Consider the following 21,768-nt stretch of genomic DNA (forward strand, 5'->3'; position numbering starts at 1 on the left):
AAAAACTCAGTATCCGCCGTGTTTAACTTGTATCCTGTTAATCCTAAAAATCCAACAAATCCTGGTTCAGACGTCTCAACTCCCTCTCCCGTTGCACCAATAACCGCTCTGCTTCTTGCCGGGTAATCTGCTGAAACCTGATCTCATCTCCCGGCTTCAGTTGCGCGCAAAGCGGCAGATCAACCGCGGCCACCTGTGCTATGCGCGGATAGCCCCCTGTGGTCTGGCAATCGGCCATCAGCAAAATCATATCGTTGTTATTGGTTACCTGAATGGTGCCAGGCGTTACGGCTGTGGAGAGTAACTCTGTCTGAATTTTGCGTTTCACCTTTTCCCCTTCCAACCCAATGCCCATGCGGTTACTACGGCTGCCTACCCGATATGGCGCCGAGTAAAAGCTGGCTATTGCATCCGCATCAAACCAATCAGCTTCGGGGCCGGGCATTACGCGGATCAACTTTCTATCAGCAGGCAAAAACAACGGTCGTGCAATACTCCATCTCGGGTAATTGATTTTCGCACCAGTTAAAGTATCACAGAATTTAACATTTGTTTCAGACTGATTACCAAAAGTTTGTAACACATCGCCTTTCCGAAAGGCTCGCCCTTCCAATCCGCCAAATCCGGCTGTGATGTAGGTGCTCTTGCTGCCTAATACTTCGGGCACATTCCAGCCACCGGCAACAGCAAGGTAAGTGCGGCAGCCCGTTGGGTTATTAATCAGTTTTATTGTTTTCCCTTGCGGGATCAACAGCGGGCGGTCTGCAGGCAACATTTGTCCGTCCGATTGCAGTATGGCACCGTCTCCCGACCAGGCTATCAGCAAATCGGTTTGCGCCTTAAATATGGCATCGGCATAAGTAAACTCTATTACCGCAGCAGTCTGTTCATTCCCTAAAGCCAGGTTAGCTACCCTGGCCGAGAGCGTATCCATAGCGCCAGAAACCGGCACAGCATTGCCGCGTGATTGGGTTCGGCCCAGATCCTGTACGGTGCTTAGCATCCCCGGTTTTATGATCTCGATCTGCATCAATCGGCCTTGCTTAATTGGTTAAAATCATCTTTGCTGATAGGGGCAAACTTTACTTTATCACCCGCCTGCAACAACGATGGCTGCGCTCTGCCGGCACCAAACATTTTTAAGGGGGTCCGACCGATTAACTGCCAGCCGCCCGGTGTCTCCAGCGGATAAACACCTGTTTGTTTACCGGCAATGCCGACACTCCCTGCAGGGATAACTGGTCGCGGCGTGGCCAGTCTCGGGGTTTCCAAACGTCCGTCCAATCCACCCAAATAGGCAAAACCCGGCACAAAGCCAATCATATAAACAATGTATTCGGGCCGAGTGTGGATGCTAATCACCTCTTCTACGCTTAACTGATGAAAGGTGGCCAATGCTTCCAGATCGGGACCAAAATCATCGCCGTAAAAAACCGGGATAGTGATAATATTGGCTGGCTTAACCGCAACGGCAGGCTTTACCGCTAAGGCCATTAAATAATTGCTCACTTTCTCAAAAGCATCGGCGCCCGGCAAGTCAGACAGTAATACCTGCAAAGCATCATAAAACACCGTAAGCGTAGTGTAGGCTGCCACCGCATCCGTGTAGCCTGCAAAAGGATTTTGTTGGAGCGTGCGGTGATACGCGCTGATCTGTTTTAAAATATCCTCGCTCACCTCGTCCCCAAAACTCAGGACTACCGATTGTTCGCTGAGTGGATAGATATTTAAGGGGCGCGCTTGCATGCGGTCAATTTAGGATAAACAGGCGGCGCCTGCAAGTATGGGTTCTGGTACAGGTTAAAATTAAGATCATCATTAAACCAAATTACAGATTCTGTATCTTAATAATTCCTTCAACACTCTGACATGAAAAAGCACATTATCACAATTTTAGCTTTAACATTCTCTATTGCTGCACAGGCCCAAAACTTCCAGCCTGTTGATCGGTGGCTTGATGATAACGCCGCCAAAATGGGTGGCCGTGTGATGCTGATGGTTTATAAAGATGGGCAAATTGTCTACTCGCGCTCGGCTAATAACATGACCATGGCACAAAAAATGGCCGGACGCATGATGGCCCGCCGCATGGGCCAAACGCCAAGCTTTGACGACTATACCGCATCAACGCGCCAGCCAATGGCCAGCTGCAGTAAATGGTTCAGCGCTGCGCTGGTGATGACGTTTATTGACGAGGGCAAACTAAAACTCACCGATACCGTGGGCAAATACTTGCCAATGCTATCGCAACATGGCAAGGGCAGGATCACTATCGGCCAATGCCTCTCGCACCTAACAGGCATTAAAGCGCCAGAACTAAGAGAAAGCATGGCCGATATGCGCAACGCCCGCAGTATGGACGATGCCATTAACCAAATTGCCCAGCAACCTATAGAAGGCGCACCCGGCACGGTTTTCCACTATAGTAATGATGGCCTGCAGATAGCCGGTGCTGTGATAGAAAAAATAAGCGGTAAGAGCTTTGAGACCCTTTTTACTGAGCGCATTGCCCATCCACTGGAAATGAAGGACACCGATTTTGGAAAAGGCCCCGTAGCCTTGCCCGCTGGCGGAGCCGGTAGTACGCCCAATGACTATATGAATTTTCTGGAAATGATACTGAACAAAGGGACTTTTAAAGGCAAACGCATCCTGAGTGAGAAAAGCATTGCCGAGATGCAGATTAACCGGCTTTCCCCATCTGTAAAAATAGGCTACTCGCCGGTTGAAGCGGGCAACTTTGGCTATGGTTATGGCGAATGGGTGATGGAAGGCGGGGCAGTTACCAGTCCGGGGTTGTTCGGCAGTTTTCCGTTGGTAGATAACCAGCGGCATTATGCAGGGTTCCTGATGTGTGTTTATATTAAAAACGATGGCCGCAACGAGCGGTACAAACAATTGAAAAGCTTGCTGGATACCGCAATGAAATAACCCGATACAAAAAATACCGTAACCGCTTAACTTTGCCATTGTGGAAACCGCATTAATTACCAGTTTGCAAGCGCTCAAGGCACTACCTGAGGCCGATAAAGCTTTGATAATTGGAGCTTTCAGACCGATGAACTTTAAGGAAGGCGAGTTTCTTTTTGAAGGTGGTAAGATTTGCCGCGAAATGTATTTCATCCGCAAGGGCGTATTGCGATTGGTATCGTTTGATGAAAAAGGCAACGATATAACCTATTTCTTTCTGAAAGAAAATCAATTCTGTACCAATCTGGATAGTTTTTTAAACGAACGGCCGGCAGCAAATGGCATCCAGGCTGCTTGTGATGCCGAAGTGATGGCCATCACCCGCGCACAATTGTTTGAGCTTTACGCCCAACTCCCCTATCTCAAAAGCATTATTGAAAGCTTGCAGCAACAACAATTGCTGCAAAAAATAGAGTTGCAAAATGCCTATCATCATAAAGACGCCGCCGCGCGTTACCAGCTTTTTACTCAACTACAACCTGAAGTGGCCCGACAAGTGAAGCTACAGGATGTAGCCTCCTACCTGGGCATCGCACCGCAATCGCTCAGCCGGTTGCGCAAACAGGTGCAATAATCATTTCCCGTTTTTAACATATGTGAAGTGCCATGCGCTTTGGCTTGCCCAACTTTGTATTGTTAATAACAACAATATAAATAATGGAAAAGCAAACCAACACATCAAGCTCTCTGGCAGGCAAAAAAGTAATACTATTAGGCGGCAGCTCTGGCTTCGGACTGGCAACTGCGCATGCCGCAGCGGCAGAGGGTGCACAAGTCATCATCGTATCCAACAATCAGGAACGTATCAACAAAGCATTGCAACAATTACCCGCATCGGTACAAGGGCAAGCAGTTGACCTGAGCAAGGAAGATAATATTAAAGCTTTCTTTGAACAAACAGGAAATTTTGATCATCTGGTGTATACCGCCGGCGAAAACCTTACTTTAAACTATTTGAGCGATACCGATATTGAGAAAGCCCGCGGCTTTTTCAACTTGCGTTTTTGGGGTGCTTTAGCTGCCGCTAAATATGCGTCACCTTACATCAATGCCGGTGGTTCTATCAATTTGGTAAGCGGCACCGCCAGTATGCGCCCCGGTAAAGGCTGGAGTTTGGGCAGCGCTATTTGCGGTGCCATGGAAGGCTTTGTAAGAGCGTTGGCTGTTGAACTGGCCCCCATCAGGGTAAACAGCCTGGTACCGGGCATGATCCGCACCGAAATGTGGAACAGCTTTACCGAGGCCGAGCGTGCGCAAATTTTCCAGACTGCAGGCGAAACATCATTGGTAAAACTTGTAGGCGGAGCAGAAGACGTAGCCCTGGGCTTTATTTACCTGATGAAACAACGCTTTGTTACCGGCCAAAATTTGGTGATTGATGGTGGCGCGGTGCTGGCATAGGTATTAAAACCAGGAGAGCACCGAACTAAAAAGTTGTCATCCTGTGTTTGCCCACAGGATGACATTATGCTAAACCAGCAACATCTATTATATCTCATAACTTTTTTGTGACAGGCTGGGGTATCTCCGTTTAAACAGGTCTATATTGGTACAAGCCAAAATATAGACCTGATAAACCAAACCCATTTATGAAAACAGCTTTATTATTGCCGCTGCTGGCCCTGGGCTGCAACCTTGCATTTGCGCAAGCACCGGCTACCCCGCAAACTAACACAGAAGAAGTGATCAGGCGGGTAGCCGACCGTGTGCTGGCAAACACGTCGTTTAAGTTTAAGAACGAAACTACCGGTCAGTTGGTAGAATCTACTAAAGGATTGGCGCCGTCTGCCGATGTGCGGGCCGAGAGCACTTATAACAAATGGGGCTACCCCAACGGCGTGCTCATGACCGCCCTGATGCACATGAGCCAGGAACTCAATGAGCAAAAATATGCCGACTACTGTCGCCACAACTACACTTTTATATTTGATGCCCTGCCCTACTTCGAGCCTATTTATAAAGATGCCGTAGCCAAACTGCCGGCCAACTCGCCGCGCCGCATGTATCCGCGTACAGAGTATGCCAGTTTGTTTTTGATGGGCAACCTGGATAATTGCGGTGCTATGTCGGCCGGATTATCCGATGTTTACGCGCTGGATGCCCGCAAAGATTATCGCGCTTACCTGGAGCGCGCGGGTGATTACATTTTGCACAAGCAAATGCGCTTAACCGATGGCACCCTTTGCCGCCCTGACCCAAGACCAGGCACCATGTGGGCGGATGACCTGTATATGAGTGTACCCTTCCTGGCACGCATGGGTAAAATAACCGGCAACAAAGCTTACTTTGACGATGCCGCCAAACAGGTAGAAAATTTTAATAAGTATCTGTACGATGCCAACACCGGTCTGTACTTCCACTGCTATTATAACGAGATTGCCATGAACGGTGTGGCCCACTGGGGCCGGGCTAATGGCTGGGTGGCCGTGGCCCAAACTGAGCTACTGAACTATCTGCCTAAAGATCACCCTAAACGCAAAGAGCTAATTAACCTTTTGCTGCGCGATATTGTAGGCTACTCACGCTGGCAGGATCAAAGCGGACTGTGGCACCAGGTGCTGGACAAACAAGACTCTTACCTTGAAACATCGGTAACGGCCATGTACATTTACGCCATTGCCCGCGCCGTTAACGAAGGTTGGATTGATAAAGGCTACATCAACGTGGCCCGCCAGGGTTGGAACGCCCTCGCCGCCAAAATTACTGCCGATGGCCAGATGCCCGACGTATGTGTAGGTACCGGTATTGAAGAAGATATTAAATTTTACTACACCCGTCCGGCGCAGTTAAATGATACACACGGGTTAGGCGCTTTCATCCTTGCAGGCACAGAAATGCTGCGATATGAAAAGAATAATCCATCTAGGAGATGAGAATGGTGAGTAGTGAGTAGTGAGTAGTGAGTAGTGAGTAGTGAGTAGTGAGTAGTGAGTAAAAAAAATAGGCGCAAGGTCTCCCCTGCGCCTATTTTTTTTACTCACTTTATGATCAATCTGCTGGCACTAAAACCGAGCTGGCAGGTTCTACTTTCTTTAATTGGAAATAGTTAACTGGACTTACCACCAGTGGGATTTTCTCAATCTTTGTTTCGCTGGTATCCAAACCGAAGGCCTTGGCATCTGACTGCGCCAGGCGACGGATAGCGAAATAGCTATTCAAAATAAACCCTTCTTTGGCGCTAAACTCGTTCTCGTAAGAGAGGAATTTCTCGATGATCACAAACTGGAAATCGGCCGTCATGTTGTATTGCCTTAATGATGGGTAACGGCTGGTAATATCCAACTCATCATTAGCCACCATATCCTGCACTACTTTCCTGAACAACACATTAATACGCGGCTGAATCCGGAAACCCAGCTTAAACTCAATACGGATGGCTTTCTCCTCTGCCAGTTCCTCCACACTGTATTCCATGGTAAAAGGCTCATCGGTACGTTCAATGTGCACAAACCAGTACATATCAGCCCGCTTGGGTTTCCGGCTAAAAATGGAGTGCATAATCTTCTGCTCAATCTGCTTGCTGTTGTTGGCTTTGGTAAGATAGATGAGGTGGGTTGCAAATTTTGATACCGTTTCATCAGCACTTAAAGCACGCAGCATCGGAATCTTCTCTTTCAGATCCACAAAATTGAGGAAGCGGTTGTTGATTTGTCTGGCACGATACCAGATGTACATGGTAAAGATCAACCCAACCTCAAACACCAGGAAGAACAATCGTTTCACAATCTTCACGGCGTTAGCCACAAAGAACGAGAACTCTACAGTTAAGAACATACACAAAATGATTACTACCAACCATAGCGGCCAATGCTTTTTGTAGCGCATAAAGTAGTACATCAATATAGTGGTCATCAGCATGGCAATGGTGATGGAGAAGCCATAAGCCGCCGTCATTGCCTCTGAAGTACGGAAGTATAAGGTAACCGCGATACAGCCGAAACACAGAATCCAATTGACGCTTGGGATATAGATCTGTCCGCGAACGTTAGACGGATATTTAATGGTGATGCGCGGCCAGAAGTTCATACTCACCGCCTCGCTAATCAACGTAAACGAGCCACTGATTAACGCCTGACTGGCAATAATGGTTGCCAGCGTAGCAATACAAACAGCGGGAATAATAAAGCTGTGCGGCACAATGGCAAAGAAAGGATTCACCTCAACACTGGCTGTTTTTTGCGTTAACACCCAGGCCGCTTGCCCCAGGTAGTTAAGCACCAACGAGGTTTTTACCAACATCCAGCTCACCTGGATGTTTTTGCGTCCGCAGTGGCCAAGGTCTGAGTATAATGCTTCGGCACCGGTGGTACACAAAAACACAGCGCCCAGCAACCAGAAACCTTTAGGGTGTTCAATCAATAACCTAAGGCCATAAAGGGGGTTAAGCGCTTTAAACACCACCGGGTAATGCGCAACCTGTACAGCGCCCAATGTAGCCAGCATCAGGAACCAGATTAGCATCACCGGCCCGAAAGCGGCTCCTACCACGTTGGTACCAAACTGCTGAAAGAAGAAGAGCAATAATATAATGGCAATTACAATCAACAGGATGATGTTGTTACCCGGTATCATATCCTTTGCAAGCGCAGGTACCAAGCCGAGGCCTTCAATAGCCGAAGTTACAGAGATAGGCGGCGTAATGATACCGTCTGCCAGCAACGTACCGGCACCAATAATGGCCGGAAATGCCAGCCACTTGCCATAGCGACGTACCAGGGCGTATAGGGAAAAAATACCGCCCTCGCCGCGGTTATCGGCCTGCAGGGTAATGAAGATGTATTTGAAGGTAGTTTGCAGGGTGAGCGTCCAGAAGATACAGGATACGGCGCCAAGCACCATAAACGCATCGGCGCGGCCGCCTTCCTTTAACAGAGTTTGAAATGTGTACAGCGGCGATGTACCAATATCGCCGAAGATGATACCGAGAGTGATCAATAGCCCACCCGCGGTTAGTTTTCTAACATGCGGGTTCATTTAAATTAAATGGGGGTTTTGTACCACCGGCATCAGCACCAAATTTAGCGCAACACCGGTTTTAGGGGTGAATGAATGTAGAAATGTGAACATGCCACGCCAATGGCAATAGCCGTACCACAATTAAAAAAAACTTTAAAAATTTACTTATTTGCCGCTTTTGGTCTGTGGCCAAATTTTACACCACCCCAAAATGGCATGGTAGGTATACCAAAATGAAAAGGTGCCTTTTATTAACAAACTCACAAATCACACTCTAAAAAGTTGTCATTTTTGCAACACACATCAACACCTGTTAAATTTATGGCACCAACAATGCATTACAAACAACCGTAACTCAAAACTGTTAAAACAAGGCAACCCAACATCGTTCTTTATCAAATCGGTGTAACTATTGCGCAACGCCCCGTTATCAGCGGGGGTTATTGAGACTGAATGGAGCAACAACACATCGTTATTATTGAAGACGACGCCGACCTGCGCGACGTAATGACCCATATATTAACCGCTGAAGGATATCGTATTACGGCGTTGCGTGCCATTGCTTCTCTGGAAGATTTATTAAGTGCCAATGCCGATTGCTTTGTGCTGGACGAGCAGTTGCCTTATGTAAGCGGTCACATTATCTGCATTATGCTTAAAAGCAAACCCGAAACACGCCATGTACCCGTGGTTCTTATTTCGGCCTCGCCGGGGTTGCAAGGCCATGCAGATCTATCGCAGGCTGATGCGTTTCTGAGTAAGCCTTTCCACCATATTAGCGATCTGCCTAATACCATCCACTCCCTGCTTGACAAGCGAATCAAAACGCTGGCTTAATTAGCCTAACTGATACTCTTCCAGCTTGCGGTAAAGCGTAGTAAGACCTATATTCATTAAACGGGCTGCTTCTGTTTTGTTGCCTTTGGTGTGGGCCAGTATCTTGCGGATGTGATTCTTTTCAACCTCGGCCATTTCAAAAACCGGAGTACCATCGTCCTGCGCCTCATAAAAATCAAGTGGCAGCAGATCGGCTTTAAGCGTATTACCATCGGCAACAATTACGGCACGCTCTATCAGGTTTTTCAACTCGCGGATGTTGCCACGCCAGTTATAGCGCTCTAACTGGCGCATCATAGTTGGATCGATGCCATCCATCTTGCGGTTCATCTTGCCGGCATACTCCTGCAGGTAATAGTTAGCCAACAGCGGAATATCCTCTTTACGCTCGTTAAGCGATGGCAGCATGATACGAAAAACCGACAAGCGATAATACAAATCCTGCCTGAAATGGCCTTTCTGTATCTCATCCTGTAAGTTGCGGTTGGTGGCAGCAATAATGCGCACGCTAATTTTGTAAGTTCGGGTATCGCCCAGTTTGATATATTCGCCAGACTCCAGCACACGCAGCAATTTTGCTTGCAGATCAATGCTCATCTCGCCTATCTCATCCAGAAAAAGCGTACCGCCGTCGGCTTCCTCAAAAAGTCCTTTTTTATCCTTTAAGGCATTGGTAAAGGCGCCGGCTTTATAGCCAAATAGCTCGCTCTCTAACAAATCTCGGGCAAAGGCACTGCAGTTTACGGCCACAAAGTTTTTTTGCTTGCGGTTGCTGTTGTAGTGAATGGCCTGGGCAAAAACCTCTTTACCAGTACCTGTTTCACCCAGCAGCAACACCGTTGTATCAGTCACCGCTACCTTTTGAGCCAGATCAATAGCCTCGTGTATAGCTTTAGACTGACCAATAATGCCATCAAAACTATGCTGATCAATAATGCGGTTTTCTATCTGATAAAGGCGATATTGAAGCTCGGCTTTTTCGGTAGCTTTGGCTAGCAGGGGGAGTATTTTATCATTGTCGTCGCCCTTGGTAATGTAATCAAAGGCGCCGTTTTTTATAGCGGCCACACCATCATGAATAGTGCCGTAGGCTGTCAGGCAAATCACCTCGGTATATGGCTTCTTTTCTTTAATCTGCTTCACCAGTTCAACGCCGCTGCCATCTGGCAGTTTTACATCACTAAGCACCACGTGGATGGTTTCCTGTGCCAATAGCTTCAGGCCCTCTTTAGCGCTGGCCGCCTGAAAGGTGCGGTAGCCTTCTAACTCGATGATGCGCGAGAGTAGTGCCGATAGCTTAGTTTCGTCGTCGATGATGAGGATGTTGGGTTTCATATATGAACTAAATAAAGGTATATCAATTTTGTGATGATTGCATCTGCAAATCTGATACCGATTTTCTGTTCTAACCCAAAACAAAAGGGGCAGTGCATGATGGCTCATGCTGCCCCGTTGCGCCCTTGCGGCTGTTATAAACCTAAATATAAAAGATGAGCAAGACCTCTCCTAAATCCTCTCCGAAGGAGAGGACTTAAGAACTCACTATTAATCTCCCTCTCCTTTGGAGAGGGCCGGGGTGAGGTTTTACGCTGTTTGCCTGTAACTGGTACCGCGTACAGCAGCCAGCAGAAAATTGGAATTTACAGATTGATACACATCGGTATCAATATGATCATAGATCACTTGCTGACCGGCATCAAGCACGTAAGTAGCTAAAAGTGATATGTTATTATCAATGCCCGAATAGCGGTTCCAGGCTGGATTTTGCTCTGAGTAAATGCCAAAGGCTTTGCCCAGGGTATTATCAGCATCAATATAAAAACTGAGCGAAAGGCTGTTGGCCCAGGTAATATCTTCAATTTGTTTCGGGGTGGCATCGCTGGTAATGATGAGCAGATTACCGCCCAGCGCCCTGATCTCTTGTTGGAGGTTATTGAGCTGACGCAGGTGCGATACGCCATACTCACCCCACTGCGGCGACCAAAAACTGATAACCAACGGCTTGCTGAGCAGCTTGCGAACAAGCAAATGCCCATAGCTGGCCGAGCCATTGTAAAAGTGACGCCAGTTATTAAAAGCTTTATCTAAACCAAAGTTGCGCACCACGGCACCAGTTTTAAGTGGTTGCAGCGGCCGACGTTTATTGAAAGGCAATTCAAGTTCGTTAACAATTTCTATCAGTTCAAAATTTGGGAAATGGGCATATGTTGACATGGTATAAAATACTAAAGCATTAAAAATTAAATGAATAAAACAGGAAAACCGGGTGGTGGAACGTATTGGGTCAACAACAATACGCCATTGAACTGATAGGATGCAAAACAGCTATGTGCTGAAAGCGTGGGGCGGCATTGTGCTGAAGTGGTTTCATTTTGCTATCTATATTTATATACTTCCTTTTCGTTTTATCCATGAAACACCGGGGCCGCCCGCAGGTAAACCGGTAATCACTCTGCTTATCTTTCCCCACCTTTCGGCAGAGCAGGAATTAGCACCTTTTACCTTACGGTACAGGTTGCTAAGACATCAAAGGGCCTTTCCCTCAGTCTTTCTGGATAAGTTTGAAAAAGAACATTTTTAACTAACTGATACAAACATAAATCTTTTAAACTACTAAACCAATAGACTTTATAGTATATATTCACAAACAGCTGAATATCAATATTTAATTTTTAAATAAACATTAAATAGGCTATTTAACTTAACTGAGGAAGAGATAAATTGCCAGCCGTGGTTGCCTTATTATACATATCCTTGGCCGTTTGCTTTACGCGCGATTTGAGGTGAGCGTCTTTTCTATTAATCGTATTGAGTGCAGACCTATCATTTTTAAATAGCTGTTTAGCTACCTGGTTATCGTGCCAGTCGCCAATGGTTATTTGAAGGCGGTCAACGTACTCTTTATTAAAGCCAATATTGAGTGAAGGGCCAACCAGGCGCTGATTATAAAGCAACACCTTGAGCTGTTTACGACAATTGTGTAAACGATTGTCAAAACAAATACGGCCTAGGCTCTTATCAATCTTCTTCAATTTATTGGCATAAAACAAGCTGACGTGCACTTTGCCAATAGGCTTAATTTCCTTGTGGATCTTTTTTTTGATGCGGCTTAATTTGTGTAGCCGCCGGGTAGCCAGCGGCCTGAATTTAGCCAGAGCCTTGTCGCGTTGTTTTAGCTGCTCGTCCAACAATCCGGCTTTGATGAGTTGTTTGCGGGCCATAACCAGGTGCAGATCTACAGCACGAATCTCCCCTGCCCTTTTGAACAGTTTTTTTACGGGTTTTAGCTGATACTGCAAATCGAGTTTTTTTTGCGCACTTTCGGCCAAAATCATAAAAGCCCTAATTTTCTTTACCTGCACCCTGAAACGATGCAGATCCTCCATCTCTCCGCTTTGCAAATAAGCTTCCAGGTTGCGTCGCATTTTTCGCCACAACTTATCAAAATAGGTTATTTCGGCCTGTCGTTTCATCGTTGCTGTTTATAAAACACAGTCAATAGCCTTGGCCATCTCCCGGTCTTTATCAGTAACGATATCACCGGCATCATGCGTATTCAGCCAAATCTCAACCTTATTATAGGTATTTGTCCAGGTGGGATGATGGTTTGCCTTTTGCGCAATACTGGCCACACGCATCATAAAAGCAAACGCGGCATCAAAATCCTTGAAAATAAAGGCTTGGTATAGCTTGTTGTTTTCTTCGGTCCACATAATCAATTGGTTTACTGGTACTCCTTTTAAGGATAATACAAATTTAGGGCGAAGGTTTTTATTTTATGCAGATGACGGGCTACTTGTTGCCTTTATTTTTTCAACGAAAGTAATCCACTCATCAATTCTTCATTAAACTCGCCAATAGTAATATCATTCAGCATATCATTAATGCTGTTTCGGATGTCTTTAAACTGGTTATGCAGCGGGCACGGATTAATTTCAGAGCACTGCTTAAGCCCTAACCCACAGCCGCGGAATAGCTTATCGCCATCAATAGCTTCCACTATCTCAATAAGTGGTTGCTTGAGTGCGTCGGCATCAAGATAAAAGCCACCATTAGGCCCTTTTATTGAGCTAATGAGTCCCTTCCGGCTTAGATCCTGTAATATCTTGGCCAGGAAGTGCTCGGGCGAGTCAATGCCTTCGGCTATTTCTTTAATACCCACACGCTGTCCATTAGCGGTTTTATGCGCTACAAAGAACACTGCACGGATAGCATACTCGCAAGTTTTTGAGAACAAAGCCATAAGATGAACCAAAGATAAGAAAATAATAAAAGATATTTTTGTCTTTTATTATTTCTTGTCTACTTTTGTCCTGTCAATCATCAGCGCGCAGATTGTTGTTTCCAAATAAAAGACTAAAAGGTATTATTATATTTTATTGCCATGACCAACGAACAAAAAGCCATTATAACGGCCACCGTACCAGTACTTAGAGAAAACGGAGTTGCACTTACCAAATACTTCTATAACCGTATGTTTACCCATCACCCTGAACTGAAAAACATGTTCAACATGGGTAACCAAAAAAGCGATCGCCAGCAAACCGCGCTTGCCCTGGCCGTGCTTGCTTATGCAGAAAACATTGCCGATCCGAGTGTACTGCTACCCGCAGTAGACCATATTGGGCACAAACACACCAGTCTTGACATTCGTCCGGAGCATTATATTATTGTAGGCACTCAGCTGATTGCTTCTATCCAGGAAGTACTGGGTGATGCCGCAACGCCAGAAATTATTGACGCCTGGACAGTAGCCTATAACCAATTGGCGCAACTGATGATTGGCCACGAGGCCAGCTTATATACCCAGCAAACCAACCGAGACAATGGCTGGACAGGCTGGCGCCCGTTCCTTGTGAAAAAGAAAGTAGCCGAATCTGCAGAGATCACTTCTTTTTACCTCTACCCTGCCGATGGCGGCAAAGTGCCTGCACACCAGCCCGGGCAATACATCAGCTTACGCACTTTTTTACCGGCGCTTAACCTGAAACAGGCGCGCCAGTACAGCATATCAAGTGCACCCAATGCCGATTACTACCGTATATCTGTAAAAAAAGAGCTAGGGCCAGATCTGGACGCCAACGGCCTCATCAGCAATTACCTGCATGATTTTGTAAAAGCAGGTGACACCGTAGATCTTACCGCCCCTGCCGGCAACTTTATTCTAGGCGGCGATGTTGATGCGCCGGTAACCTTTATTAGCGGCGGCGTTGGTTTAACACCATTGGTAAGTATGCTGCATACCCTGGTTGACCGTAAACATGCGCACCCTATTACCTGGCTGCACGGCTGTCGCAATGAATCTGTACACGCATTTAAAGAGCAAATTGCTGCCATTGCCGAGCAGAACCAGCAATTAACACAGCACGTGTTCTACAACCAGCCATCTGAAGCAAATAAGGCGGCGGGTATTTTAGAGGGACATCTGGATATTAAAGAGGTATCGGATCTCGCATTGAACCCTGAAGGCCATTACTTTATTTGCGGTCCATCGGTATTTATACAAAAACAATATCATGACCTGGTAGCTGCAGGCGTTAAAAAAGACCGGATCTATTTTGAAGAATTTGGTCCGAGTGTGTTAAGCCTCAACTAATGTTTATATAAAGAAATTCTCTTGGGTTGAGAAGATCGACGGAGCCCCTTCGTCGATACCCGGCAGTTGAGGGTCAGCTGCCGGCTTTTTTACTTTAAACCGAGGCAAGCAAAAACACAAAAGCCGCATCTACATCTGTAAATGCGGCTTCTTTTAGAATAAAACAGCTTATGCTGCTTGCTGCGCTGCTTGTTGCTGATTAATAAAAGCTACCCAGCTTTTAACCTGTTCGGTCATGACTGTCAGCTTCATTTCATTATCTTGGAATTTTTTAAAAAACAGTAACTGCTCCAGTAAACGGCCACGCTGATCTGTTATCTGTAGTGTTACCTCAAACACAGCTCCATTACGTTTTTCTTCAGAAAGTGCGCAACTATACGCTGGTTTTAATGGCAATACTATCACTGGCTCTTGCAGCGTATCGAGGTAAAGCAACGTTTGTTGTTGCTCATCCCAACCCAGCATCCGGTTGCCAATGGCTTCAATACGACTGATTTTTAATTGATGTTCGGCAGCGGCGCTTTCTAGCGCCTGCTGTAGTAAATTATTTTTCTTGCGGGCGGCACGTTTTGCCACAATTACCGCCGGGATAATAAAACAGAGAAGGAATAATGCCGCTATAACAGCATTTTCAAGCATATGATTCATATATGAATAAAAATTACAGGTGAATGCGGCAATTGCCGCGAATAAGAAAACTTAACTTGATTACCGTTTGCCGAGTTATAAAAACTCGTGGAACGGATAAAGTAAACACCTGTAAAAAGAGGGAATAACACCGGCTGACGCACTTGTTCTGCTATGAAGCACATAATCGTCAACCTGATTGGCAGGTTCAAAACCATTACTTTTAAGCCATGGAATAAACGCCGTGGTTAACCGACCGGCAAATACATGGGTAGTTGGCGTTTCTTCTACCAGTAAACCAGATGAAGATGCCGCTTTAACATACTCCTTGCTGGCTTGCGACCTAACTTGGCCAGCATCCTGCTGCTTGCCGATAGCCGCGGCCGATCCACGCAATGGAAACCAGAGCGCGAAAATCAGTAACGGACCAATAAGCAGACGTGGCAGCTTAAACATTTTGCAAAGATAGCTTTACTGATGCGTTTAATAAAATACTGAACTTTGTAGAATGACGCAGGCTTCAATTTCTTAATGATTAAAATATTTAATCAAATTAAACGTTATAGGCTTAATTTAATATTTAGCGCATGACGAGGAGTTGTTTGGGGATTGGGGTAGCTGCGCTGTTGCTAACAGCAATTACAGGCTGCGGCATGGTGAGGTCAATGGGTAAAGATCCTTCCGGGGCAGAACTTACCAAGCTAGAGGCGTTACCAAATTTTAAAGATGGCTCTTTTGAGAATCTGGCCGAACGGTCTGACTCAACAATTAGACATAATCTGATATTTCATCATCGCCCTAAAACTATCAGACCCTCACACGAGTTACCTTGGGTTAAAACCGACCTGAACGCGCTGCCAGACCCCGCCCCTACCATTGTTTGGTTTGGCCATTCATCCTTACTCATCAAAACCGGCGAAGGCAATATCCTCATCGATCCTATTTTTAGCAACCATGCCGGACCGGTACCCGGATTAATTACGGCATTTCCAGGCACCAAACATTATCATGCTGCTGATATGCCGCCCATTGATGTGTTGATCATTTCGCATGACCATTATGATCACCTGGATTACCGTACCCTGATCAAACTAAAAGACCGGATTAAAATGGCGGTAGTACCTATGGGGGTAGGATCTGATCTGGTGTACTGGGGCTTTGATCCTAAAAAGATCATCGAACTAAATTGGAGTCAGTCGACTACGTTGCCCGGGGGGCTGCAAATAACGGCCACTCCTGCACAGCATCGCAGCAACCGCTCGTATAGCAAAGAGAATAAAACCCTTTGGGCATCTTACGTAATACAAGCAGGCAAATACAAGTTGTTTTACAGTGGCGATAGTGGCTACGGACCGCACTTCAAACAAATAGGCCAACAATATGGCCCGTTTGACCTGGCACTGCTGGAATGCGGCCAATACAGTCCTAACTGGCCGTGGACCCACCTGTGGCTCGGACAAACGGCTCAGGCAGCCGTTGATCTGCAAGCTCACTTACTGCAACCAGTCCACTGGGCCAAGTTTGTAGAGGCAGACCATCCGTGGAACGAGCCTATAGAAAAACTGATGCCCGCAGCGGCCAAACTCAACGTACAGGTCAACGTACCGCGCATTGGCGAGCCCTATACTCTGGGCGATCCGCCTAAACAAAAAGTATGGTGGGATTTTGAGTAGATCCGTTAACCGCTCTAGTAGTAAGCTTAGAATTTAACCAGCAGTTTTTCTGAAACCAGTTTACCGTTGTTATAGTACTCAAAAAACCATTCGTCATTTACTTTCAGAACAATGCCGTTAACGGTATCATTGCTGGCTATAAAGTAATTTTCTGAAGAAGTCTTCAGGATGGTTAATACTTTTTTAGGAGTTGTATCAATCAGTTGATATCCGTTAGGAATCGCCTGGGCATACAGTGTTTTGCCCTCCTGGTTAGTTGCTGGTTGCACTACGGGTGTTACCGGAGGCACTGTTGCAGCTGCTGGTTTTACCGTTACTGACGATGGTGTTGGCACAACAGTTGTAGCAGCCGCTGTCTGGTTCACATTTCCGTTTGATCCATTATAAGTATATGAAACCTGATCTAGTGATGAGAATGCATCTCTCAAGGCCAAATTATAACCTGTATTATAATCCTTCTCCCGGCTTGTACCTACTTTACTGGTAAATACAATATTCCCACGGCAATCTTTTAAGGTAAGTGTAAGTTTGGTGGTAAACATATTGCTTTTTTCTGCCACATCAGCACTTAATACCTGGCACTTATTGTTGGCTATTTCGGCAGGCAATTCATTATTATCAAAAAAAACTGTGAAACCCTTATTTTCTAAAAGCTGCTTGGTCATGCTATTTAAAGAATATTGATCAGCCTCTTTGAGGAAACTAAATCTTTCGGGCACAATTACATATTTGTAATTATTGATAGATGTTTGAGCAAACGCTGAAGAAAACAGAAACAGACAGAATATTAGAATATACCTTTTCATACCAAATAATTATGACGGCAATTTAGATATTAAGCCGATTAAAATTCATTCTGGCACGAAATTTAAATTAGTGTTAATCCCCAACAAACAGAAACTGGTGATATACTTTATTACTAATGAAAAAGTGACGCGAAAATAAAAAACCGCATTTGCAGCTTGCAAATGCGGTTCTGTGCGGAAGAAGGGACTCGAACCCCCACGCCGTGAAGCGCCAGATCCTAAGTCTGGTGCGGCTACCAATTACGCCACTTCCGCAGTTAGGATTTTTATTGAGTTGGCAAAGATATAACTTTATAACTAAACCTCAAATCATTTTTAACAGAACGTTATTTTAGCCTGTTAATCAGCCGTATAAAATATTCAGGGGCTTGTAAAAGACGGCTTCCATACCACGAAAACATCTCCCCGTCTACCAATTCTACCCTCGCTTGAGGTATTATTTCCGCTATTTCCTGAATGTGTTTTTCTTTAAACGGATACGGTTCTGACGAAAGCAGCACCACATCAGGCTTTACGCCGCGCAGCATATCTTCGGTAAGCTGCGGGTAACGTGTAACTGTCAATGCATCTTGCCAGCCACAGCGGCTAAGCATATCGTCAATAAAAGTACTTTTTCCGGCTGCCATCCAGGGCTTGCGCCATATCAGGTAAACCACGTTTAATGGCGAAGAAGATTCAGCTTTCAATCTATCAAAGGCCCGGGTAATTTGCGAGGTGAGCATTGCCGCCTGTTGTACCCGATCTGTCAATGCTCCAACCCCGTTTATCATCTGGAGGGCACCTTCTAAATCGTCTACATCTGTTACATACACCGGAAACTCTGCCATCAATTGCTCTATCTGGCCGCGCTCGTTCTCTTCCTTATTAGCAATGATGAGATCGGGCTCTAGCGAACGAATCAGCGGAATGTCCAGTTGTTTAGTACCACCGACCTTTGTTTTAGTGGCAACCTTATCTTGTGGGTGAATACAGAATTTAGTTAGCCCAACCAGTTGCTGACCTAAGTCCAGATCAAACAGCAATTCAGTTTGTGAGGGTACCAGCGAAATAATACGTTGAGGTGGAGCGTCCATGGTTAATTTACGTCCCAACTGATCGGCAAATAGCGGCATATCAGAATGCGTTTTCTTCGCCACGGATGCTGTTCCAAACAGTAAGGAAGATGATCTTGAGATCTAATAGGAACGACCAGTTTTCGAGATACCAAACGTCGGCCTCTACCCTATTCATCATATCTTCGGTAACCTTGGTTTCGCCACGGTGGCCCTTTACCTGCGCCCAGCCGGTGATACCTGGCTTCAAGAAATGGCGCACCATAAACTGGTCAATCAGTTTGGAGTATTCTTCGGTATGGCTAATCATGTGAGGGCGCGGACCAACTATAGACATGTTTCCCCTCAATACGTTGAAAAACTGGGGTAATTCATCAAGACTGGTACGGCGCATAAATGAACCGATGCGGGTAATACGCTTATCATTACGGGTGGCCTGCACTTTATCGGCATCGTTATTAACACGCATGCTTCTAAACTTAAGGCATTTAAAAGGCATATTATCCCGGCCTGAGCGCATCTGCTTAAATAATACAGGGCCTTTAGATTGCATTTTAATAATAATAGCCAGTATGGGGTACAGCCAGCTCAATATAAAAATGATAACAAAAAGAGAAAATGCTACATCGAATAACCGCTTAATCATTCGGTTAAACATGCTCTCCAGTGGTTCTGGCCTGATAGATATTACCGGTATGTGCTCAAAGTTTTGCACCAACATGGCCTTTTTAGGCGTAATATAATATTCAGGAATAATGCGAAAACGGATAAGATGCTTGTCGGCATCCACCATCAATTGCTCTATTTTCTCAGATTGCGCTACCGGTAACGCACAATATATTTCATCAACCTCGTTTATAATCACGTAGTCGATGCAATCATCTGTACTACCTAGATAAGTGCTACCGGGTGCTACGCGCGAAGGATCATCATCAAAAAAACCAGCCACAGTGTAGCCCCTGTCTGGGTTATTTTCAAAAAACTGATAAAGGTCTGTCCCAACGGCACCTGCGCCCACAATGATGATATTACGTGTATCAACCAGTAATGTACGATCGTTTTTCCTGATTGTTAGAAATATCAACTTCCAGACGCCTACCAAAAAACCAAATAACGCTAGCGAATAGAATAAATACTCGCGCGTAATAAAGTAACTCTTGGTGCCGATGATAATGATGGTAAAACAAATGAGCGATATAAAAAGCAAATAAGTTTTAAATACGCTCTGATAAGTGCGGATAGAGTCTTTATTCAACACCCTCTCATACAAGCCCGTAATATTGGCTGCCAACAGCCATATCAAATTGAGCACCAGTACTACAGGCAAATAATTCTTATTACTTGCCCAAAAGATGTAAGATCTGTCAACTATCAGATATGCAATTACCATGCTAAGATTTAGTATAGCATAATCAATAGAAAGGTTGATCGCCTTGATAAAAGTAGCGTACCTATAAATCATTACAATCTAAACATTCAGGCTAAAAGAGGTAAGGTATTAAAATCTTTACGCGAAAGTAATATAAAATTTGGTAATAATGCCGACAGGCAATATAAAGACCGGAACAAAAATAAGCATTGCTCCTTTTAGGAATATATTTGTAAAATATTTAGCTGATGCTGTCTACATGAGCACAAAGAATATGCCCAATTAAAATGTGTGCTTCCTGTATGCGGGCTGTTACCATGCTATCAACAACCAGGGCAATATCACATATCTCTTTCATTTTACCCCCATTGTTCCCGGTAAATCCAACTGAACTACAGCCAATCTGCTTACCTTCTAATAGAGCCCGTACTACGTTTTCGCTATTTCCGCTGGTAGAGATACCTATTAACAAATCGCCCGGCACGGCCAGGGCTTCTACCTGACGAGAAAATACGCGATTAAACCCGTAATCATTGCCAATAGCGGTAAGCGCAGAAGTGTCTGTAGTTAAAGCAATAGCCGGATAGGCTCTGCGTTCTTTTACAAAACGGCCTGAAAACTCTGCCGCAATATGCTGCGCGTCTGCAGCACTGCCGCCGTTTCCAAAAAGCAATATCTTGTTGCCTTTTTTTAAGGTGTCGGCAACCAATTCGCAAACTGCAGTTATCTGGTCAACAAAAGCCGGCGAACTTACCGTTTTTATAACCTCCTGATGTTCCTGCATCTGCGTTAATATGCTATTCTGGATATCCATCCCCTCTTATTTTAATTGATTTATCTCTTCTAACGTGGCAACCGCACTGCCAAATTTAGCTACTACTACAGCAGCAGCGTGGTTTGCAAAGTTACAGGCTTCATTAATGGACAGCCCGTTTGCTAAAGCAAAGCTCAGAGCGGCAATTACGGTATCGCCGGCACCGGTTACATCAAATACCTCTATTGCTTTGGTTGGTATTTTGTCTAGTTGATGATGATGATAGATGGCTATGCCGTCTTCAGACAAAGTAACAACAACAGATTGGCAATTGGTAATTTCAGCTATCTTCTGGCAGGCTTGTTCAAGCGTCTCGTTATTAACAATATTTATACCAGAAGCCAGGCTGGCTTCTTTTTTATTAGGCTTTATTACAGTTGCTCCGTAGTATTTTGACAGGTCTTTATGCTTTGAGTCAACTATGCTGATTATTTGATGCTGGTTGCACAAGCTTAGCAGCTTTTTTACCAGATACGGACTTAACACCCCTTTGCAATAATCAGAGATGATCAATACGTCTATCTCTGAAATTTTCTTTTCAAAAAAATCCAGAATACCGTTAGCTATCTCATCAGTACAATAATGCTTGTCTTCTTTATCCAGGCGTATCAGTTGATGCCTGCTTACAATGACCCTGGTTTTGATAGTTGTGCGGCGAGATGAATCTTTTACCAGGTGGTAAAACGCCGGCTGTGCATTCTTAAGCTCAGTGGCCATAATCTGGCTCGCTTCATCATCACCACATAAACTGATAATGGAGGCATTAGCGCCAAGCGACTTCAGGTTTTCAACCACATTGCCCGCACCGCCAAGGCTGTATATTTCATTTGTAACATCAACAACCTGAACGGGTGCTTCTGGTGAAATTCTATCGCATGAACCTTTGATATAATGATCAAGCATCATATCACCAATTACACAAATATTTACTTTCTTACCTTCTGGGAAGCTATAATGCGGCATTATTTAAATAATAGTATAAAACGAAAAGTGATTATAGAATCCTACAACCACTTAACTTGTTTTGGCAAATATCGTTATTTGAACTGTGTTTTCCTGACGCACTTT

At 45.1% G+C, this 21,768-nt stretch carries 22 protein-coding genes, 1 tRNA gene and 1 riboswitch; of the genes, 7 read left to right on the forward strand and 16 right to left on the reverse strand.

The window, feature by feature from the left end:
* Window positions 1-43: 43 nt before the first annotated feature.
* Complete coding sequence (locus ABZR88_RS12610; protein WP_107826993.1) at window positions 44-1,030, reverse strand: biotin-dependent carboxyltransferase family protein; 987 nt, start codon at window positions 1,028-1,030, stop codon at window positions 44-46.
* A complete protein-coding gene (gene pxpB / locus ABZR88_RS12615) occupies window positions 1,030-1,746 on the reverse strand; it encodes a 5-oxoprolinase subunit PxpB (RefSeq protein WP_107826992.1) in 717 nt (238 codons plus the stop codon). Before pxpB ends, ABZR88_RS12610 begins: the two co-directional genes overlap by 1 nt.
* 123 nt (window positions 1,747-1,869) lie before the next feature.
* On the opposite strand from pxpB, the gene ABZR88_RS12620 reads away from it, so the two are divergent.
* From ABZR88_RS12620 to ABZR88_RS12635, 4 genes are all read left to right on the forward strand, one after another.
* Window positions 1,870-2,931: a serine hydrolase gene (locus ABZR88_RS12620; protein WP_107826991.1), complete on the forward strand. Its 1,062-nt coding sequence runs from the start codon at window positions 1,870-1,872 to the stop codon at window positions 2,929-2,931.
* 40 nt (window positions 2,932-2,971) lie between these two features.
* Window positions 2,972-3,544 (forward strand): Crp/Fnr family transcriptional regulator, encoded by a 573-nt coding sequence (locus tag ABZR88_RS12625; RefSeq protein ID WP_107826990.1) that lies wholly within the window; start codon window positions 2,972-2,974, stop codon window positions 3,542-3,544.
* Between the two features lie 83 nt (window positions 3,545-3,627).
* On the forward strand, window positions 3,628-4,371 hold the full coding sequence (locus ABZR88_RS12630) for an SDR family oxidoreductase (RefSeq protein WP_107826989.1): 744 nt from the start codon (window positions 3,628-3,630) through the stop codon (window positions 4,369-4,371).
* A 188-nt stretch (window positions 4,372-4,559) separates the two neighbouring features.
* The gene (locus ABZR88_RS12635) at window positions 4,560-5,843 is read left to right on the forward strand and encodes a glycoside hydrolase family 105 protein (RefSeq protein ID WP_107826988.1); all 1,284 of its coding nucleotides are present in this window, start codon (window positions 4,560-4,562) and stop codon (window positions 5,841-5,843) included.
* A gap of 115 nt (window positions 5,844-5,958) precedes the next feature.
* On the opposite strand, the gene ABZR88_RS12640 is transcribed toward ABZR88_RS12635, so the two are convergent.
* Window positions 5,959-7,944: a KUP/HAK/KT family potassium transporter gene (locus tag ABZR88_RS12640; RefSeq protein WP_107826987.1), complete on the reverse strand. Its 1,986-nt coding sequence runs from the start codon at window positions 7,942-7,944 to the stop codon at window positions 5,959-5,961.
* 435 nt (window positions 7,945-8,379) lie between these two features.
* Here ABZR88_RS12640 and ABZR88_RS12645 point away from each other — a divergent pair, with 435 nt between their 5' ends.
* Complete coding sequence (locus ABZR88_RS12645) at window positions 8,380-8,763, forward strand: response regulator (RefSeq protein ID WP_107826986.1); 384 nt, start codon at window positions 8,380-8,382, stop codon at window positions 8,761-8,763.
* Here ABZR88_RS12645 and ABZR88_RS12650 read toward each other — a convergent pair whose 3' ends face one another.
* The 5 genes from ABZR88_RS12650 to ABZR88_RS12670 all read right to left on the reverse strand — a co-directional run bounded on the left by ABZR88_RS12650 (window position 8,764) and on the right by ABZR88_RS12670 (window position 13,006).
* Entirely contained in the window at window positions 8,764-10,098 is a 1,335-nt protein-coding gene (locus ABZR88_RS12650; RefSeq protein WP_107826985.1) for a sigma-54 dependent transcriptional regulator, read from the reverse strand. It lies immediately after the preceding gene.
* A 249-nt stretch (window positions 10,099-10,347) separates the two neighbouring features.
* Window positions 10,348-10,977 (reverse strand): redoxin domain-containing protein, encoded by a 630-nt coding sequence (locus ABZR88_RS12655; RefSeq protein WP_107826984.1) that lies wholly within the window; start codon window positions 10,975-10,977, stop codon window positions 10,348-10,350.
* A gap of 239 nt (window positions 10,978-11,216) precedes the next feature.
* A riboswitch (SAM riboswitch) is annotated at window positions 11,217-11,325 on the reverse strand.
* A gap of 134 nt (window positions 11,326-11,459) precedes the next feature.
* Complete coding sequence (locus ABZR88_RS12660) at window positions 11,460-12,236, reverse strand: CHAD domain-containing protein (RefSeq protein WP_107826983.1); 777 nt, start codon at window positions 12,234-12,236, stop codon at window positions 11,460-11,462.
* A 9-nt stretch (window positions 12,237-12,245) separates the two neighbouring features.
* Window positions 12,246-12,476 carry a 4a-hydroxytetrahydrobiopterin dehydratase gene (locus tag ABZR88_RS12665; RefSeq protein ID WP_107826982.1) on the reverse strand — a complete coding sequence of 77 codons (231 nt, stop codon included), beginning with the start codon at window positions 12,474-12,476 and terminating at the stop codon, window positions 12,246-12,248.
* 92 nt (window positions 12,477-12,568) lie between these two features.
* On the reverse strand, window positions 12,569-13,006 hold the full coding sequence (locus ABZR88_RS12670; protein ID WP_211309743.1) for an Rrf2 family transcriptional regulator: 438 nt from the start codon (window positions 13,004-13,006) through the stop codon (window positions 12,569-12,571).
* A gap of 135 nt (window positions 13,007-13,141) precedes the next feature.
* Between ABZR88_RS12670 and hmpA the strand changes: the two genes are divergently transcribed.
* Window positions 13,142-14,359, forward strand: a complete 1,218-nt coding sequence (gene hmpA / locus ABZR88_RS12675) for an NO-inducible flavohemoprotein (RefSeq protein ID WP_281260184.1) — start codon at window positions 13,142-13,144, stop codon at window positions 14,357-14,359.
* A 168-nt stretch (window positions 14,360-14,527) separates the two neighbouring features.
* On the opposite strand, the gene ABZR88_RS12680 is transcribed toward hmpA, so the two are convergent.
* Window positions 14,528-15,007 (reverse strand): hypothetical protein, encoded by a 480-nt coding sequence (locus tag ABZR88_RS12680; RefSeq protein WP_107826980.1) that lies wholly within the window; start codon window positions 15,005-15,007, stop codon window positions 14,528-14,530.
* A 75-nt stretch (window positions 15,008-15,082) separates the two neighbouring features.
* A complete protein-coding gene (locus ABZR88_RS12685) occupies window positions 15,083-15,442 on the reverse strand; it encodes a hypothetical protein (protein WP_107826979.1) in 360 nt (119 codons plus the stop codon).
* Between the two features lie 131 nt (window positions 15,443-15,573).
* Between ABZR88_RS12685 and ABZR88_RS12690 the strand changes: the two genes are divergently transcribed.
* Window positions 15,574-16,659, forward strand: a complete 1,086-nt coding sequence (locus ABZR88_RS12690) for an MBL fold metallo-hydrolase (RefSeq protein WP_107826978.1) — start codon at window positions 15,574-15,576, stop codon at window positions 16,657-16,659.
* Window positions 16,660-16,685: 26 nt separating this feature from the next.
* On the opposite strand, the gene ABZR88_RS12695 is transcribed toward ABZR88_RS12690, so the two are convergent.
* The 6 genes from ABZR88_RS12695 to rfaE1 form a co-directional block, all read right to left on the reverse strand.
* Window positions 16,686-17,465, reverse strand: coding sequence for a hypothetical protein (locus tag ABZR88_RS12695; protein ID WP_107826977.1), 780 nt, complete (start codon window positions 17,463-17,465; stop codon window positions 16,686-16,688).
* A 173-nt stretch (window positions 17,466-17,638) separates the two neighbouring features.
* A tRNA-Leu gene (locus ABZR88_RS12700) sits at window positions 17,639-17,720 on the reverse strand.
* Between the two features lie 71 nt (window positions 17,721-17,791).
* A complete protein-coding gene (locus tag ABZR88_RS12705) occupies window positions 17,792-18,577 on the reverse strand; it encodes a helical backbone metal receptor (RefSeq protein WP_107826976.1) in 786 nt (261 codons plus the stop codon).
* A 1-nt stretch (window position 18,578) separates the two neighbouring features.
* Complete coding sequence (locus ABZR88_RS12710) at window positions 18,579-19,979, reverse strand: undecaprenyl-phosphate glucose phosphotransferase (RefSeq protein WP_107826975.1); 1,401 nt, start codon at window positions 19,977-19,979, stop codon at window positions 18,579-18,581.
* 148 nt (window positions 19,980-20,127) lie between these two features.
* A complete protein-coding gene (locus ABZR88_RS12715) occupies window positions 20,128-20,700 on the reverse strand; it encodes a D-sedoheptulose 7-phosphate isomerase (protein WP_107826974.1) in 573 nt (190 codons plus the stop codon).
* 6 nt (window positions 20,701-20,706) lie between these two features.
* Window positions 20,707-21,663, reverse strand: coding sequence for a D-glycero-beta-D-manno-heptose-7-phosphate kinase (gene rfaE1, locus ABZR88_RS12720; RefSeq protein ID WP_107826973.1), 957 nt, complete (start codon window positions 21,661-21,663; stop codon window positions 20,707-20,709).
* Window positions 21,664-21,768 lie beyond the last annotated feature (105 nt).

This window comes from Mucilaginibacter yixingensis (genome assembly GCF_041080815.1).
Taxonomy (GTDB): Bacteria; Bacteroidota; Bacteroidia; order Sphingobacteriales; family Sphingobacteriaceae; genus Mucilaginibacter; species Mucilaginibacter yixingensis.

What these genes read in the sequence shown, in the direction of transcription:
- ABZR88_RS12610 (WP_107826993.1), bottom strand. Translation starts at nt 1,030, where the DNA reads ATGCAGATCGAGATCATAAAACCGGGGATGCTAAGCACCGTACAGGAT.
- pxpB (WP_107826992.1), bottom strand. Translation starts at nt 1,746, where the DNA reads ATGCAAGCGCGCCCCTTAAATATCTATCCACTCAGCGAACAATCGGTA.
- ABZR88_RS12620 (WP_107826991.1), top strand. Translation starts at nt 1,870, where the DNA reads ATGAAAAAGCACATTATCACAATTTTAGCTTTAACATTCTCTATTGCT.
- ABZR88_RS12630 (WP_107826989.1), top strand. Translation starts at nt 3,628, where the DNA reads ATGGAAAAGCAAACCAACACATCAAGCTCTCTGGCAGGCAAAAAAGTA.
- ABZR88_RS12635 (WP_107826988.1), top strand. Translation starts at nt 4,560, where the DNA reads ATGAAAACAGCTTTATTATTGCCGCTGCTGGCCCTGGGCTGCAACCTT.
- ABZR88_RS12640 (WP_107826987.1), bottom strand. Translation starts at nt 7,944, where the DNA reads ATGAACCCGCATGTTAGAAAACTAACCGCGGGTGGGCTATTGATCACT.
- ABZR88_RS12645 (WP_107826986.1), top strand. Translation starts at nt 8,380, where the DNA reads ATGGAGCAACAACACATCGTTATTATTGAAGACGACGCCGACCTGCGC.
- ABZR88_RS12650 (WP_107826985.1), bottom strand. Translation starts at nt 10,098, where the DNA reads ATGAAACCCAACATCCTCATCATCGACGACGAAACTAAGCTATCGGCA.
- ABZR88_RS12655 (WP_107826984.1), bottom strand. Translation starts at nt 10,977, where the DNA reads ATGTCAACATATGCCCATTTCCCAAATTTTGAACTGATAGAAATTGTT.
- ABZR88_RS12660 (WP_107826983.1), bottom strand. Translation starts at nt 12,236, where the DNA reads ATGAAACGACAGGCCGAAATAACCTATTTTGATAAGTTGTGGCGAAAA.
- ABZR88_RS12665 (WP_107826982.1), bottom strand. Translation starts at nt 12,476, where the DNA reads ATGTGGACCGAAGAAAACAACAAGCTATACCAAGCCTTTATTTTCAAG.
- ABZR88_RS12670 (WP_211309743.1), bottom strand. Translation starts at nt 13,006, where the DNA reads ATGGCTTTGTTCTCAAAAACTTGCGAGTATGCTATCCGTGCAGTGTTC.
- ABZR88_RS12680 (WP_107826980.1), bottom strand. Translation starts at nt 15,007, where the DNA reads ATGAATCATATGCTTGAAAATGCTGTTATAGCGGCATTATTCCTTCTC.
- ABZR88_RS12685 (WP_107826979.1), bottom strand. Translation starts at nt 15,442, where the DNA reads ATGTTTAAGCTGCCACGTCTGCTTATTGGTCCGTTACTGATTTTCGCG.
- ABZR88_RS12690 (WP_107826978.1), top strand. Translation starts at nt 15,574, where the DNA reads ATGACGAGGAGTTGTTTGGGGATTGGGGTAGCTGCGCTGTTGCTAACA.
- ABZR88_RS12695 (WP_107826977.1), bottom strand. Translation starts at nt 17,465, where the DNA reads ATGAAAAGGTATATTCTAATATTCTGTCTGTTTCTGTTTTCTTCAGCG.
- ABZR88_RS12705 (WP_107826976.1), bottom strand. Translation starts at nt 18,577, where the DNA reads ATGCCGCTATTTGCCGATCAGTTGGGACGTAAATTAACCATGGACGCT.
- ABZR88_RS12710 (WP_107826975.1), bottom strand. Translation starts at nt 19,979, where the DNA reads ATGATTTATAGGTACGCTACTTTTATCAAGGCGATCAACCTTTCTATT.
- ABZR88_RS12715 (WP_107826974.1), bottom strand. Translation starts at nt 20,700, where the DNA reads ATGGATATCCAGAATAGCATATTAACGCAGATGCAGGAACATCAGGAG.
- rfaE1 (WP_107826973.1), bottom strand. Translation starts at nt 21,663, where the DNA reads ATGCCGCATTATAGCTTCCCAGAAGGTAAGAAAGTAAATATTTGTGTA.